The sequence below is a fragment of the Citrobacter sp. Cpo100 genome (genome assembly GCF_030332595.1).
Taxonomy (GTDB): Bacteria; Pseudomonadota; Gammaproteobacteria; order Enterobacterales; family Enterobacteriaceae; genus Citrobacter; species Citrobacter portucalensis.
This window is the reverse complement of sequence record NZ_JAOWHM010000031.1, coordinates 288,802-303,586: the sequence shown is the minus strand read 5'-3', so window position 1 is coordinate 303,586 and position 14,785 is coordinate 288,802. Positions and strand designations below refer to the sequence as shown.

Below are 14,785 nucleotides of genomic sequence, written 5' to 3'. Positions count from 1 at the left end.
AAAAAGCATAACAAAAACCCCGGCATGATGAGTACCGGGGTTTTTTATTGCGTCAGACTTAGAAGCTGTAAGTCATGCCAACCGTGTAACGACGTCCATCAAGAACGGTGTCGTAGGTATCGTAATCGATTTGTTTATCCAGCACGTTATACACGCCAGCGGTCATCAATAGATCCTTGGTAGCATAGTAACGTAAACCAACGTCGACCTGAGTATAGGACGGGGTGCCCTGTGCCATTGAGGTACGGCTCAGGTATTCAGACGTTTTCCCGCGCAGATTCAGACGGCTCCAGAAACCGAGATCCTGGGTGGCCTGCCAGTCCAGCGTCGTGTTAAACATATGCTTCGGCATTTTGTTCAACGGCTGGCCAGAGAACTGACCGCTTTTCTGCTCAGATTCCGTGTAGGTGTAGTTCGCGGTCCAGTTGACGTCGGAGGTTATTTTCCAGCCGAAGGTGGATTCTACGCCGCGCATATTGGCTTTATCGACATTAACGCGATCGCTGACGAAGTCATAATGGGTGCCGCCGATGGTGCAGGCCGGATCGGAACTGCTGTTACAACGGCGAACTTCGGTGATTTTGTTTTTAAAGTCGGTATTGAACAACGTAACGCCTGCGTTGAGGTCGTTGCCGTTATCCCACAGTAAACCGATCTCTTCGCTGAGGCTTTTCTCTGGCTTCAGATCCGGGTTGCCGACAATGATTCCGTTCAGACGGCCACCGCCGGTAACCTGTCCCCAACTGGCAGAAGACTGGCGCAGATCCGGTGCACGATAGCCCGCGGAAACGCCACCTTTTAAGGTCCACTGATCGCTCAGATGCCATACGCCATAGCCGCGTGGCGTCCAGTTGTCACCGTAGTTTTCATCCTTATCCATACGCAGACCGCCGGTCAGCGTGAAGGTATCGGTTACGGCCCATTCATCTTCAGCAAACAGCGCCCAGCTCCAGCGAGTTAGTTTGTTAAGCCCATCAGCCGCTTGCAGCTGGTTACCGTTATCGCGCAGTTTTTCATAACGGTATTGCCCGCCTAGCGTCAGGGTGTGTGCCCCAAGGAAGACCTGGTTCTGGTTATTGAAAATCGTGTTGTAAGACTTCATCTGGCGACCGGGGTTATCGGTCTCTTCCTGCTGGACATAGCTGGTGGAGTTGAAGTCGTCGTAATAACCGCTGTGGGTTATTGAGTACGTGGTGTGCACATACTTGTTTTCGCTTTTACTGTTGGGCTTACAGCTTCCGTTACGGCAGTTTTCCTCTGCCATGGATTTGCCTGGCGTACTGTCGCGATCCTGCAATTCACGTGCGTAATCGAAATCGATGTCGTTTTTATCATCTGGCGTAAAGTTCAGGGTTAATCCCCCGCTACGCATACGCTGTTCATTGTAGCCATTTACGATTTCATCTTCTGCGCGGTGGGAGAATAATCCGGTCACCTTCGCGCCAAGTAATCCGTCAATCAGTGGTCCAGACGCATAGGCGTTGGTCTGGTAAATATCACCGGAATCTCTGTCTTCCTGGAAAGTGGCATCGCCGTGCAAAGAGCCGGTCCAGGCTTTAGTATTCGACACTTTTTTGGTGATGACGTTAATGACGCCGCCCATCGCATCAGAGCCATAGAGGGACGACATCGGGCCGCGGATTACCTCGATACGCTCGATGGATTCCAGCGGCGGCAGCCAACCTTGCTCAATACCTGAGTTGTCGCTGTTAGGACGTGTACCGCGGGTGCTGATGCGTTTACCGTTGACCAGGAAGAGTGTGTATTGCGAAGCCATACCGCGAATACTGATATCGCTACTGCTCCCCCCGCCAGTGACGACGACGCCAGGGACATCTTTTAGCGCATCGGTGACATCTCGATAGGCTTTGTCCTCAATCTGCTGCTTGGTAATAACAGATATTGAAGCCGGGGCATCCTGAATTTTCTGCTCGAAACCGGTAGCGGTAACGACCACGGTGTCTTGTTCAGCGGCATGGCCGAGTGATGGGAGGCAGGCGACGCATACTGCGGCAGCTACAGCCTTAACGTGAGGTATAGTCATTTGTATCATTCCATTTAAATGAATCAAACTGCGCGTCATGTGAAAGGCCATGACAATTGTATGTATTTGTCTTTTAAGGACTCTTTTCAGTAAAGAAGCGTGGGGATTGTACAAAAGTATGAATATTTGTAAACACAAATGATAATAGAAATCATTTGTGTTTGATATGATTTGGAGTGAAATGCTTTTTTAATCAATAAGATAGTGGGGGAAGAAAAAAGGAGAAAAAGTGAAGGAATGATGGAGAAATGAAGAGGGCTTCCGCCCTCAACTCAGGAATTACTTCAGCAAATACTGGGCGTGGAAGCGCAGGTGATCCTCAATAAACGACGCAATAAAGTAATAGCTGTGGTCGTAACCAGGCTGGATGCGTAGCGTCATTGGCCATGCGGTCTGACGGGCAGTTTCGGCCAGTACCGCGGGCTGCAACTGATCGGCAAGAAACTGATCGCTGTCTCCCTGATCGATTAACGTCGGGATCGCGTCTGCGGGTTTGCTGGCCAGCATTAACGCGCAGCTATCCCACTCTGCCCACTGTGTTTTATCTTCGCCCAGATAAGCGCTAAAAGCCTTCTCACCCCATGGAACGCGACAAGGGTTTACGATCGGCGCAAAGGCGGAAACGCTGGTGTATTTCCCGGGGTTTTTCAGCGCCATAATCAATGCGCCGTGGCCGCCCATGGAGTGTCCGCTGATGGCGCAGCGATCGCTGACGTTAAACTGCGACTGAATCAGTGCCGGAAGCTCATCACGCAGATAGTCATACATACGAAAATGCGTTGCCCACGGCTGCTGGGTGGCATTGAGGTAAAATCCTGCCCCTTGACCTAAATCGTAGCCATCATCGTTGGCAACCTGCTCGCCGCGCGGGCTGGTGTCCGGCATCACGAGAACAATACCCAGCTCAGCTGCAATGCGCTGCGCGCCTGCTTTGGTAGTGAAGTTTTCATCATTACAGGTCAGGCCCGACAGCCAGTACAGCACCGGAGGCGCGGCGTTATCACGGGGTGGTGGAAGAAAAATACTGAAGGTCATGGCGCAATTTAACGTGGCGGAGTCGTGACGCCAGCGTTGCTGCCAGCCTTCAAAACAGCGGTGCTCTTCAAGCATTTCCATGCGTGGCTCCTTGTTGTGTTGAACCTGAATGTGTTTGCGAACTCATCATAATACAGATTATTCATAGCACTGTGAGTAACTTTCACTTCCGCATTGAGCAAACATACTTCATCATCTATATAACTTTACATTAACACTCGACGTCACCGGGCTGAACGACAAGTGAAATCAGCAACGCTGAAAGGCTGTGCCAATTTCAATAATTATCACGGTGAATACTGGATTATGTGCGCCGCCTCACGCACAATGTTCTGGCTGTGACACAGCCTAAAAACTTTGCCCCATGCAGGGCAGAGGCGCCCCACCTGCAGGAGAAGAAGAAATGTCATCACTCAGTAAAGAAGCGGCACTGGTTCATGAAGCGCTGGTTGCGCGTGGTCTCGAAACCCCGCTGCGCCCGCCCGTGCAAGAGATGGATAACGAAACACGCAAACGTCTTATCTCTGGCCATATGACCGAGATTATGCAATTGCTCAATCTCGATTTGAGCGATGACAGTCTGATGGAAACTCCGCATCGCATTGCGAAAATGTATGTCGATGAGATTTTCTCCGGCCTCGATTACGCCAACTTCCCGAAAATCACCGTCATTGAAAACAAAATGAAGGTGGACGAGATGGTCACGGTTCGCGATATCACGCTGACCAGCACCTGCGAACACCACTTTGTCACTATCGATGGCAAAGCGACGGTGGCGTATATTCCGAAAGATTCGGTCATTGGTCTGTCGAAGATTAACCGCATTGTGCAGTTCTTTGCGCAGCGTCCGCAGGTACAGGAACGTCTGACCCAGCAAATTCTCACCGCGCTGCAAACGCTGCTCGGGACGAATAATGTGGCGGTATCGATTGATGCGGTGCATTACTGTGTGAAAGCGCGCGGCATTCGCGATGCGACCAGTGCGACCACCACCACTTCTCTTGGCGGATTGTTTAAGTCCAGCCAGAACACGCGTCAGGAATTTCTGCGCGCAGTACGTCATCACAACTGATTAGGGCAGGAACCATGGAGCGTAATGTCACGCTGGATTTTATTCGTGGCGTCGCCATTCTTGGTATCCTGCTTCTCAATATTAGCGCCTTTGGCTTGCCAAAGGCGGCATACCTCAATCCCGCCTGGTATGGCAACATCACCTTATCCGACGCCTGGACCTGGGCGCTGCTCGATCTCTTCGCGCAGGTAAAATTCCTCACGCTGTTTGCGCTACTGTTCGGTGCCGGTCTGCAAATGCTGCTCCCGCGTGGTAAACGCTGGATCCAGTCGCGGCTTACGTTGCTGGTGCTGTTGGGTTTTATTCACGGTTTACTCTTCTGGGATGGCGATATCCTGCTGGCATATGGCTTGATCGGCCTGATTTGTTGGCGGCTGATCCGGGATGCGCCGTCGGTAAAAAGCTTATTTAACACCGGTGTGCTGCTGTATCTGGTGGGCGTTGGCGTACTGCTGCTGCTGGGAGTGATCTCCGGGAGCGAAACCAGCCGCGCCTGGACACCGGATGCTTCAGCGTTGCTGTATGAAAAATACTGGAAAGTGAACGGCGGAATGGAAGCAATCAGCAATCGCGTGGATATGATGTCCAATAGCTTGCTGGCGCTGGGTGCGCAATACGGTTGGCAACTGGCGGGAATGATGCTGCTCGGCGCGGCATTAATGCGTAGCGGCTGGCTAAAAGGGCAGTACAGTTTGCAGCATTATCGACGCACTGGCGTTTTGCTGGTTATTATCGGCATGGCGATTAACCTGCCTGCTATCGTCGCCCAGTGGCAACTGGACTGGTCCTACCGCTGGTGTGCCTTCCTGTTACAAGCCCCGCGAGAGTTGGGTGCGCCTTTGCAAACCATTGGTTATGCCGCGCTGATGTTTGGTTTCTGGCCGCAGCTTAGTCGCTTCAAATGGGTCATTGCTATCGCCTGTGTGGGGCGCATGGCATTAACCAACTATCTGTTACAAACCTTAATCTGCACCACGTTGTTTTATCAGGCCGGTTTATTTATGAAATTTGACCGGCTGGAGCTGCTGTTTTTCGTCATCCCGGTCTGGGCGATTAACTTACTTTTCTCTGTCATATGGCTGCGTTTTTACCGCCAGGGCCCGGTGGAATGGCTGTGGCGTCAATTAACCCTGCGTGCTGCGGGGACATCATTACCGCGAACATCCAGATAACGATCTGGATCACATTCATTAACAAAATGGATGTAAGCGCTTTCATTCCTGTGACATCACTCACGCAGTCCGTTTCATTGTGCTGACAAAATACCCAGCCTGGGGTGTCTGCGGGCAGCCGCAATCTAAAACAGGGCAGTGAATATGGTAACCATTCGTGATGTGGCACGGCAGTCTGGCGTTTCTGTAGCGACCGTTTCCCGCGTACTGAACAACAGTGCGCTGGTGAGTCCCGATACGCGTGAAGCGGTAATGAAGGCAGTCACTCAGCTTGGCTATCGACCTAATGCCAACGCACAAGCGCTGGCGACGCAGGTAAGCGACACGATTGGTGTTGTCGTCATGGATGTATCAGATGCGTTTTTTGGCGCGCTGGTAAAAGCCGTGGATATGGTTGCCCAGCAGCATCAGAAGTATGTCCTGATTGGCAACAGCTACCATGAGGCGGAAAAAGAACGTCATGCCATTGAGGTGTTGATTCGCCAACGCTGTAACGCACTGATTGTACACTCTAAAGCACTGAGCGATCGGGAACTGGCCGAGTTTATGGATCAAATCCCCGGCATGGTTCTGATCAACCGCCTTGTTCCTGGCTACGCACACCGTTGCGTCTGCCTGGATAACATCAGCGGTGCCAAAATGGCTACCCGAATGCTGCTAAATAATGGTCATCAACGCATCGGTTATCTGGCATCAAGCCACCGCATTGAAGATGACGCCATGCGCAAAGAAGGGTGGTTAACTGCCCTGCAAGAGCAGGGGATTGTTGCGGCAGAAAGCTGGGTCGGCACCGGTTCGCCCGATATGCAGGGTGGAGAGTCCGCGATGGTGGAACTGCTGGGGCGTAACTTACAACTGACGGCGGTCTTTGCTTACAACGACAATATGGCAGCCGGCGCGCTGACTGCGCTAAAAGATAACGGCATCGCTATTCCATTACACCTTTCTATCATTGGCTTCGATGATATTCCCATCGCGCGTTACACCGATCCGCAGCTAACCACTGTGCGCTATCCCATTGCCTCAATGGCAAAAATGGCGACGGAGCTTGCGCTACAAGGGGCGGCTGGCACGTTGGATCCGCAGGCGTCACATTGTTTTATGCCAACACTGGTGCGTCGTCATTCAGTCGCGTTGCGGCAGAATGCGGCACCGATCACTAACTCATAACGTTGCGCGATGTAACCGCTTTCAATATGTGAGTAAATTCACAGTATATTAACAATGCGATAGCTATGATGACACTGTTTGTTGCGCTGTAACTACTATGTAACGGTGAATAATCACTTTCATCGAGGTATAGGTGCCTTAAACAAAAATTAAAGCCTGTTTTTGGAGCGTTGCCAGACACGGAAGAAATATTTTTTAAAAGTGAGCTTCGGCGTTCAGTAACACTTCAGTAACGTTCTGCCTGCCGAGCATTTATCTCAAGTACTACCCTGCATAATAAAACCGGAGATACCATGAATAAGAAGGTGTTGACCCTGTCTGCTGTAATGGCAAGCATGTTATTCGGCGCGGCTGCGCACGCTGCTGATACCCGCATTGGTGTAACTATCTATAAGTATGACGATAACTTTATGTCTGTAGTACGTAAGGCTATTGAAAAAGATGCCAAAGCGGCACCAGATGTACAGCTGCTGATGAACGACTCGCAGAACGACCAGTCCAAACAAAACGATCAGATCGACGTGCTGCTGGCAAAAGGCGTTAAAGCACTGGCGATTAACCTGGTTGACCCGGCAGCTGCTGGCACGGTCATTGAAAAAGCACGCGGACAGAACGTACCGATCGTATTCTTCAACAAAGAACCTTCTCGTAAAGCGCTGGACAGCTATGACAAAGCGTATTACGTCGGTACCGACTCTAAAGAGTCCGGCATTATTCAGGGTGATTTGATTGCCAAACACTGGGCAGCTAACCCGAACTGGGACCTGAACAAAGACGGCAAAATTCAGTTTGTTCTGCTGAAAGGCGAACCGGGACACCCGGATGCTGAAGCACGTACCACTTACGTGATTAAAGAGCTGAACGACAAAGGCATTAAAACTGAGCAGCTGCAGTTAGATACTGCAATGTGGGATACCGCTCAGGCGAAAGATAAGATGGATGCGTGGATGTCTGGTCCAAACGCGAACAAAATTGAAGTGGTTATCGCTAACAACGATGCGATGGCAATGGGTGCAGTTGAAGCGCTGAAAGCGCACAACAAAACCAGCGTACCAGTATTTGGTGTGGATGCGCTGCCTGAAGCGCTGGCTCTGGTGAAATCTGGCGCCATGGCCGGTACCGTGCTGAACGATGCCAACAACCAGGCGAAAGCCACCTTCGATCTGGCGAAAAACCTGGCTGACGGTAAAGGTGCGGCAGATGGCACTAACTGGAAAATTGAGAACAAGATTGTTCGCGTTCCGTACGTAGGTGTCGATAAAGATAATCTGGCAGAGTTCACCAACAAATAAATACTCCGTATGTGGGCGCAATTTCATTGCGCCCTTAATAACGCACTCTGCAAGGCCAACAAGGTATAATTATGGTCAGCACACATACTCAGTCGTCAGGCGAATACTTGTTGGAAATGACCGGCATCAACAAGTCCTTCCCCGGCGTTAAGGCGCTTGATAATGTCAATTTAAAAGTCCGCCCGCATTCTATTCACGCCCTAATGGGAGAGAATGGAGCGGGGAAATCAACATTATTGAAATGTCTTTTCGGCATCTATCAAAAAGATTCCGGCAGTATTTTATTTCAGGGTAAAGAAATCGATTTTCATTCTGCGAAAGAAGCGCTCGAAAATGGTATTTCGATGGTACACCAGGAATTAAACCTGGTATTACAACGTTCTGTGATGGACAACATGTGGCTGGGACGCTATCCCACCAAAGGCATGTTTGTCGATCAGGAAAAAATGTACCGCGATACCAAAGCGATATTTGATGAACTGGATATTGATATCGATCCGCGTGCGCGTGTCGGCACATTATCCGTTTCACAAATGCAGATGATTGAAATTGCGAAAGCATTCTCCTATGACGCCAAAATCGTCATCATGGATGAGCCAACTTCATCGTTAACCGAAAAAGAAGTTAACCATCTGTTCACCATCATCCGTAAGCTGAAAGAGCGTGGATGCGGTATTGTTTATATCTCTCACAAAATGGAAGAAATCTTCCAGCTGTGCGATGAAATTACCGTTCTGCGCGACGGTCAGTGGATTGCGACCCAGCCGCTGGAAGGGCTGGATATGGATAAGATCATCGCCATGATGGTTGGACGTTCACTAAACCAACGTTTTCCGGATAAAGAAAACAAACCTGGTGAAGTCATTCTGCAAGTGCGTAACCTGACCTCGCTGCGCCAGCCGTCGATTCGTGATATCTCGTTTGATTTGCACAAAGGGGAGATTCTTGGAATTGCCGGTCTGGTAGGCGCAAAACGCACGGATATCGTTGAAACGCTTTTTGGTATTCGTGAGAAGTCATCGGGTACGATTACGCTACACGGCAAAAAGATTAATAACCACAGTGCAAATGAAGCCATCAACCATGGTTTTGCACTGGTCACGGAAGAGCGCCGCTCAACCGGTATTTATGCGTATCTGGACATTGGCTTTAACTCGTTAATCTCCAATATCCAAAACTATAAAAACAAAGTTGGTCTGTTGGATAATTCCCGCATGAAGAGTGATACCCAGTGGGTAATTGACTCCATGAGGGTAAAAACGCCGGGTCATCGTACGCAAATCGGTTCACTTTCTGGCGGTAATCAGCAAAAAGTGGTTATTGGTCGTTGGTTATTAACCCAGCCAGAAATTCTGATGCTGGATGAACCGACGCGCGGAATCGATGTTGGTGCGAAATTTGAAATTTATCAGTTGATTGCCGAACTCGCGAAAAAGGATAAGGGGATTATTATTATTTCCTCTGAAATGCCGGAGCTGCTGGGTATTACCGATCGTATTCTGGTGATGAGCAATGGTCTCGTTGCTGGAATTGTTGACACTAAAACAACAACGCAAAACGAAATCCTCCGTCTTGCGTCTTTGCACCTTTAAGATTAGGGGCTCCTCATGAGTGCGTTAAATAAGAAAAGTTTTCTTACTTACCTGAAAGAAGGCGGAATTTACGTTGTTCTTTTGGTTTTGCTGGCGATTATTATTTTCCAGGATCCCACTTTCTTAAGCTTACTGAACCTGAGTAATATTCTCACGCAATCCTCGGTGCGTATTATTATCGCATTGGGTGTGGCTGGACTGATTGTTACCCAAGGGACCGACCTGTCGGCGGGGCGTCAGGTTGGCCTGGCGGCAGTGGTGGCGGCAACTCTGTTGCAGTCGATGGAGAATGCCAACAAGGTGTTCCCGGAAATGGCGACGATGCCGATCATTGTAGTGGTGCTGATTGTCTGCGTGATTGGCGCCATTATCGGTCTGGTGAACGGTATTATCATTGCTTATCTGAACGTAACGCCATTTATTACCACACTGGGTACGATGATTATCGTTTACGGGATCAACTCCCTGTACTACGACTTCGTCGGTGCATCGCCAATTTCTGGCTTTGACAGTGGATTCTCAACCTTTGCGCAGGGCTTTATTGCACTGGGCAGTTTCCGACTCTCCTACATCACTTTCTATGCGCTGATTGCGGTGGCTTTTGTGTGGGTGCTGTGGAACAAGACCCGCTTCGGTAAAAACATTTTCGCCATCGGCGGAAATCCGGAAGCTGCGAAAGTGTCCGGTGTAAACGTTGCGCTGAACCTGCTGATTATCTATGCGTTGTCTGGCGTGTTCTATGCCTTCGGTGGTTTGCTGGAAGCCGGACGTATCGGCTCTGCGACCAACAACCTCGGCTTTATGTATGAGCTGGATGCGATTGCGGCGTGCGTGGTTGGTGGCGTGTCGTTCAGCGGCGGGGTAGGTACCGTGTTTGGCGTAGTGACCGGTGTGATTATCTTCACCGTCATCAACTACGGTTTGACCTACATCGGCGTGAACCCTTACTGGCAGTATATTATCAAAGGCGGCATTATCATCTTCGCGGTCGCGCTGGACTCACTGAAGTACGCGCGTAAGAAGTAATCTGGGAAGAGAAAAATAAAACCGGTGCAGAGGCTTTCTGCATCGGTTTTTTATTTGATAAAGAGTAACCAGATACCAGTGAACAGTGCACCAATGGCCATACCGAAATAAACGATGATATAGCTCCAGTAAGTGCTGGGTTCTTTAGCGCGAGAAATGATCATTGGCGTCTGCGAACCTTTCACTGTTTTCTCGACGATACCGGAACGCAGTCCCTTCAGGCCTTCTCTGCACGTCCAGAGAACAATCATCAGTACGCCAATAACGATAAAGATCGTTTTTCCTTCCATGCTTATTTTCCTTGTTTCTTTTGTAATTCGAGTAATTGTTCAGGCGTGACCGCCGGATACCCCTGCGCATCGTCCGGTACCTGATGCATGGTAGGGATGGGCACCAGTGGGCCTAAAAAACGGGGCTCACGTTTGAAAATGTAGAGATCGGCGAGTGCGCCAAAACGGGCGCCAAATTCACGTACCCGCACGGTGAGCATATCTTTTGGCGAAGGTACGGCGTAGCACTGGGCCTGAATGCCCATATGCAGCGCAATAAACAAGGCGCGCTCACAGTGGAATCGTTGAGTAATAATGATGAAATCGTTGGTGTCGAATACTTTACGCGTACGCACGATGGAATCGAGCGTGCGGAACCCGGCGTAATCAAGCACGATGTCAGCGGGATCGACGCCTGCGGCAATCAGATCCTTACGCATCGTCATGGGTTCGTTGTAGCTTTGCTGGGCATTGTCGCCGCTTAACAGCAGATAGTTTACCTTCCCGCTGTTATAGGCGTTCAATGCGCCCTGAATACGGTAGCGGTAATACTGATTGATGACGCCGGTGCGGTAATACTTCGCCGTGCCCAGAACCACACCGACCTGGCGGTAGGGCAAATCCTGCAGTTCGTCGTAAATGTAGGGAGCCGTCTTCCAGCTCATCCAGCGATCGAGTCCAAGCACAGTCAAAAGCAGCAAGCCTAACAGGACTAACAGGCTGTAAAACACGCGCTTTAACATGCAGAAAACTCGTTATTTGGATGGAATTTCAATCAGGCTACTGTACCGGAAGACGTAGCGCAAGAAACAGCAGTCTGATTGAGGGGATTTTAGGCATTCTGCATAGTGCCGGATGGCGGTGTAAACACCTTATCCGGCCTACGAACTGGCGTTATTGAGTCGATTAACCCAGGAGAACGCGCTCAATATTATTGCAGCCCAGTGCTTTCAGCGTGGCGGAGGTCGCATCCCACTGAATCAACGGCGCGTCGGCTTTTTCAGCCAGCACGGCGCGTTGGATATCTGGATAATCATAACCGTTCAGATTCAACAGGTTTAACGCGCCTTGCAGCGGAGGCAGGGTCGGGTTAAAGGCGGCATTTTCAGCATAGCTGCCGCTAAAAATACGGCCATCTTTACACTCCAGCGCCACGCCGCTTGGGGATTTGCTGTACGGCATATGACATCTGTTAGCAGCGGTGATTGCCGCTTGGGTCAACGCATCGCCCTGCAGCGCGAAGCCGTGATCCTGCTCGTCCATCAGCAGCGTTTTAATCTCCAGATCTTTCGGGCCGAAGGCATCTGGCAGGTAATCACGTAGCATGTGTGGCGCACGTCCCGGCAGATGAATCCGTAAATCCAGTCCGCTGTTCAGTTCGTTCATAAACTGGCGACAGTGGCCGCACGGCGTGTAGTTGACGGTGATGGCGGCGAGCCCTTTTTCACCGCGCAGCCAAGCGTGGCTGATAGCGCTTTGCTCGGCATGAACAGTTTGCTGCATGGTCGCGCCCAGGAACTCCATGTTCCCACCGAAGTACCAGTTGCCGCTGATGCCGCGAGAAATTGCCCCAACGTTGAAGTTGGACAGCGGAGTACGTGCGCAGGCCGCAGCCAGCGGCAGCAGAGCGAATGCCAGCGCGTCTTCGTCCAGTCCCGATTCGCGTTTCAGCAAAGAGACCTGCTCAGCAGTCAGCATGGCGGGGAAATGCACATCCGCCAGAACAGGGGCCAGGGCTGATTGCAAGTTATCCGCGAGTTGGGCAAAAGCAGTTTGAAAACGTGGATGCATGGCGATGCCTCATAACAATGTAATGGAATCGTAGTTTACGGGCCTGTTATGGCTTTATATGTGATCCAAATCTCATTGTGTATGCAACTTATGAAACTTAAATGAAAAATGTGCAACGCATCGCAAATAAATAGCTAAAAAATGAAGATTAACCCACCACTGCCAGAATAATCGGGAACAGGAACGGGGCTACCAGCGAGGTAATAATGCCGCAAATGACCAGCGCCAGTGAGCTAAACGCACCTTCCTGATAGTCCAGTTCCGCACAGCGTGCGGTGCCCAGGGCGTGCGACGCGGTGCCCATTGCCAGCCCACGAGCGGCCTTAGTGCGAATACGCATGGCATTGAGTAACGTATGTCCAAATACCGCCCCGAGAATGCCGACAAAAATGACGCATACGGCGCTGATAGCCGGAATGCCGCCAATACTGCCTCCCACGGCCATAGCGATAGGCGTGGTGACCGATTTTGGCATGATAGACGCGGCAATTTGCGGCGATGCGCCCATCAACAAGGCGATTGTTGTACCTGTTACCATCGCCACAACGCTCCCAGCAAAACAGATAGCAATGATTGATTTCCAGCGGGCGCGAATCTGGTGCAACTGTTCGTATAACGGATAGGCCAGCGCGACCACGGCAGGTTGCAGCAAATCGTTCAGCACTTCGCTGCCTTTGAAATAGTGATCGTAGGGAATACCGGTCAGCAGCAGAATGGGAATAATTACCACCATGGCGACCAGCAGAGGGTTCAGCAAAGGCATTTTAAAGCGAGCTGCCAGCTTACGTGCGCCAAAAAATACCGCCAGCGTAAGAGGTAATGACCACCAGATATACGACATCATTTTTTTGCTTTAGCCTCTTTTTGCCCAACGATTTTGCGCTCACCGTGCACAATGTGCGAGCTCCAGCTCACCACCAGGAAAACGACCAGCGTACTGATGGTACAAGACACCACCACCGGACCAAATTGCGCGCGCAGCAGGTCAAAGTACTGCATGATCCCCACGCCAATCGGGACAAACAACAGGGCCATATAGCGAATCAGCACGTAGCAGCCGGGGTTAACCCATTTTGCCGGTAACACCTGCAAAGCCAGTAAGACAAATAGGATCAGCATGCCGATAATGCTGCCCGGAATGGTGATAGGGAGTAGCGATGCAAGAAAAATACCTGCATAGAGGCAGGCATAAATCAGGACGAATGCGCGCAAATATTGCCAGATAACGTTCAGTGCTTTGCTCATAGTTGAAACCCTTGACGAGACTGATTCATCATACAATTAAACTTAAAAACGTGCTACCGATCACATCATGAATTCTAAGCATAGAGGAAATAGATATCTGGAACATCGGGCGATGGCCCTAACTCTCCGCGCTAAACTTGTGCCAGGTAGTACAGAAAACGGTTCAGGGCGGTAGTCGGCGTTTCGTTGTTGCGCCAGAATACGCCGACGCTGCCTTTTTGTTCAATCTTCGGCAGATTCAGGATAACCAGTTGTCCCTGGGCGGCATACCGTTGTGCCAGCCGTAGAGAAAGAATAGAGATCATGTCGCTACTTTGCAGCAGGTTGGTACTGACGTTGATTGATGCCGATTCAATGATGTTTTCCGGCAACATTACGCCGTTATCAACCAGCGCGTTATCAATGCTTATCCGGATAGGGGTTCCTGTCGGCCAGACAATCCAGCGCCAGTTAGCCAGATCGTGCCAGGTGAGCAGGGGATATTTTGCCAAGGGATGATCGGGGCGGGCGACGAAACAGACCGGCTCGGTATACAGCACTTGATAATTGAGCGGCAACTGAAGCGCCCGACCGCCGACCCGACCGACGACGACATCCACCGAACCCGCGAGCAGATCGTGCAGCAGCGGGGTCATCACTTTCTCTTCAATATTTAGATGCAGGGTTGGCAGTTCTGTGAGCAAACCCAGTATTGCCTGTGAAACACAGTCGGTCGCTACCGGCGAGCAGCCAATCTTCAGACTCCCTACAAGGCCGCCTTGCTTAAAACGGGCGATTTCATACTGCGAACGCTCCATATCATTGATCAGGCGTTGGGCATGTTGCAGTAGCAACTTGCCGCCTTCGGAAGGACGCAAGCCTTTACTGTGACGTTCAAAGAGCGTGATGCCAATCTCATCTTCGAGCTGTGATAACCATTTCGACAACGCGGGCTGGGTGATATTCATCATCCGGGCGACGTGCGTCAGATTTCCCTGTTCGCCCAGCGCGATAAGCGTTTGCAGGTGTTGCAACTTCAGTTTCTGCGCCCAGTTTGCCATTTGCTATAACCTCCAGGTTATGCCTCTGCATGAAAAG

At 50.7% G+C, this 14,785-nt stretch carries 14 protein-coding genes; 6 read left to right on the top strand and 8 right to left on the bottom strand.

Annotated elements, in window-relative coordinates:
- Window positions 1–58: 58 nt before the first annotated feature.
- Window positions 59–2,044: a ligand-gated channel protein gene (locus OGX96_RS08340; protein WP_003834514.1), complete on the bottom strand. Its 1,986-nt coding sequence runs from the start codon at window positions 2,042–2,044 to the stop codon at window positions 59–61.
- Window positions 2,045–2,323: 279 nt separating this feature from the next.
- Window positions 2,324–3,160, bottom strand: coding sequence for an S-formylglutathione hydrolase (fghA, locus tag OGX96_RS08335; RefSeq protein WP_071444680.1), 837 nt, complete (start codon window positions 3,158–3,160; stop codon window positions 2,324–2,326).
- A 322-nt stretch (window positions 3,161–3,482) separates the two neighbouring features.
- Between fghA and folE the strand changes: the two genes are divergently transcribed.
- The 6 genes from folE (at window position 3,483) to mglC (ending at window position 10,403) form a co-directional block, all read left to right on the top strand.
- Window positions 3,483–4,151 carry a GTP cyclohydrolase I FolE gene (gene folE / locus OGX96_RS08330; RefSeq protein WP_003027410.1) on the top strand — a complete coding sequence of 223 codons (669 nt, stop codon included), beginning with the start codon at window positions 3,483–3,485 and terminating at the stop codon, window positions 4,149–4,151.
- A gap of 14 nt (window positions 4,152–4,165) precedes the next feature.
- Window positions 4,166–5,323 (top strand): DUF418 domain-containing protein YeiB, encoded by a 1,158-nt coding sequence (gene yeiB, locus OGX96_RS08325; protein ID WP_032944001.1) that lies wholly within the window; start codon window positions 4,166–4,168, stop codon window positions 5,321–5,323.
- 144 nt (window positions 5,324–5,467) lie between these two features.
- Window positions 5,468–6,493: an HTH-type transcriptional regulator GalS gene (gene galS, locus OGX96_RS08320; RefSeq protein WP_020996668.1), complete on the top strand. Its 1,026-nt coding sequence runs from the start codon at window positions 5,468–5,470 to the stop codon at window positions 6,491–6,493.
- 293 nt (window positions 6,494–6,786) lie between these two features.
- Window positions 6,787–7,785, top strand: a complete 999-nt coding sequence (gene mglB / locus OGX96_RS08315; protein WP_003027399.1) for a galactose/glucose ABC transporter substrate-binding protein MglB — start codon at window positions 6,787–6,789, stop codon at window positions 7,783–7,785.
- A 71-nt stretch (window positions 7,786–7,856) separates the two neighbouring features.
- Window positions 7,857–9,377 (top strand): galactose/methyl galactoside ABC transporter ATP-binding protein MglA, encoded by a 1,521-nt coding sequence (gene mglA / locus OGX96_RS08310; RefSeq protein WP_003027396.1) that lies wholly within the window; start codon window positions 7,857–7,859, stop codon window positions 9,375–9,377.
- Between the two features lie 15 nt (window positions 9,378–9,392).
- The gene (gene mglC / locus OGX96_RS08305; protein ID WP_003027393.1) at window positions 9,393–10,403 is read left to right on the top strand and encodes a galactose/methyl galactoside ABC transporter permease MglC; all 1,011 of its coding nucleotides are present in this window, start codon (window positions 9,393–9,395) and stop codon (window positions 10,401–10,403) included.
- A 50-nt stretch (window positions 10,404–10,453) separates the two neighbouring features.
- On the opposite strand, the gene OGX96_RS08300 is transcribed toward mglC, so the two are convergent.
- The 6 genes from OGX96_RS08300 to OGX96_RS08275 form a co-directional block, all read right to left on the bottom strand.
- Window positions 10,454–10,693 (bottom strand): DUF2542 family protein, encoded by a 240-nt coding sequence (locus tag OGX96_RS08300; RefSeq protein ID WP_003834502.1) that lies wholly within the window; start codon window positions 10,691–10,693, stop codon window positions 10,454–10,456.
- A gap of 2 nt (window positions 10,694–10,695) precedes the next feature.
- A complete protein-coding gene (sanA, locus tag OGX96_RS08295; RefSeq protein WP_003027383.1) occupies window positions 10,696–11,415 on the bottom strand; it encodes an outer membrane permeability protein SanA in 720 nt (239 codons plus the stop codon).
- Between the two features lie 163 nt (window positions 11,416–11,578).
- Complete coding sequence (cdd, locus tag OGX96_RS08290; RefSeq protein ID WP_191227003.1) at window positions 11,579–12,463, bottom strand: cytidine deaminase; 885 nt, start codon at window positions 12,461–12,463, stop codon at window positions 11,579–11,581.
- Between the two features lie 148 nt (window positions 12,464–12,611).
- On the bottom strand, window positions 12,612–13,307 hold the full coding sequence (locus OGX96_RS08285; protein ID WP_003027380.1) for a CidB/LrgB family autolysis modulator: 696 nt from the start codon (window positions 13,305–13,307) through the stop codon (window positions 12,612–12,614).
- On the bottom strand, window positions 13,304–13,708 hold the full coding sequence (locus OGX96_RS08280; RefSeq protein ID WP_003834497.1) for a CidA/LrgA family protein: 405 nt from the start codon (window positions 13,706–13,708) through the stop codon (window positions 13,304–13,306). Before OGX96_RS08280 ends, OGX96_RS08285 begins: the two co-directional genes overlap by 4 nt.
- 131 nt (window positions 13,709–13,839) lie before the next feature.
- Window positions 13,840–14,748, bottom strand: coding sequence for a LysR substrate-binding domain-containing protein (locus tag OGX96_RS08275; protein WP_071444684.1), 909 nt, complete (start codon window positions 14,746–14,748; stop codon window positions 13,840–13,842).
- Between the last annotated feature and the right edge of the window lie 37 nt (window positions 14,749–14,785).

Bases quoted from the DNA above. Each gene is read 5' to 3' on its own strand.
- sanA (WP_003027383.1), bottom strand. From the start codon at position 11,415: ATGTTAAAGCGCGTGTTTTACAGCCTGTTAGTCCTGTTAGGCTTGCTG.
- folE (WP_003027410.1), top strand. From the start codon at position 3,483: ATGTCATCACTCAGTAAAGAAGCGGCACTGGTTCATGAAGCGCTGGTT.
- cdd (WP_191227003.1), bottom strand. From the start codon at position 12,463: ATGCATCCACGTTTTCAAACTGCTTTTGCCCAACTCGCGGATAACTTG.
- fghA (WP_071444680.1), bottom strand. From the start codon at position 3,160: ATGGAAATGCTTGAAGAGCACCGCTGTTTTGAAGGCTGGCAGCAACGC.
- OGX96_RS08300 (WP_003834502.1), bottom strand. From the start codon at position 10,693: ATGGAAGGAAAAACGATCTTTATCGTTATTGGCGTACTGATGATTGTT.
- OGX96_RS08340 (WP_003834514.1), bottom strand. From the start codon at position 2,044: ATGACTATACCTCACGTTAAGGCTGTAGCTGCCGCAGTATGCGTCGCC.
- OGX96_RS08285 (WP_003027380.1), bottom strand. From the start codon at position 13,307: ATGATGTCGTATATCTGGTGGTCATTACCTCTTACGCTGGCGGTATTT.
- mglB (WP_003027399.1), top strand. From the start codon at position 6,787: ATGAATAAGAAGGTGTTGACCCTGTCTGCTGTAATGGCAAGCATGTTA.
- OGX96_RS08280 (WP_003834497.1), bottom strand. From the start codon at position 13,708: ATGAGCAAAGCACTGAACGTTATCTGGCAATATTTGCGCGCATTCGTC.
- yeiB (WP_032944001.1), top strand. From the start codon at position 4,166: ATGGAGCGTAATGTCACGCTGGATTTTATTCGTGGCGTCGCCATTCTT.
- mglC (WP_003027393.1), top strand. From the start codon at position 9,393: ATGAGTGCGTTAAATAAGAAAAGTTTTCTTACTTACCTGAAAGAAGGC.
- OGX96_RS08275 (WP_071444684.1), bottom strand. From the start codon at position 14,748: ATGGCAAACTGGGCGCAGAAACTGAAGTTGCAACACCTGCAAACGCTT.
- galS (WP_020996668.1), top strand. From the start codon at position 5,468: ATGGTAACCATTCGTGATGTGGCACGGCAGTCTGGCGTTTCTGTAGCG.
- mglA (WP_003027396.1), top strand. From the start codon at position 7,857: ATGGTCAGCACACATACTCAGTCGTCAGGCGAATACTTGTTGGAAATG.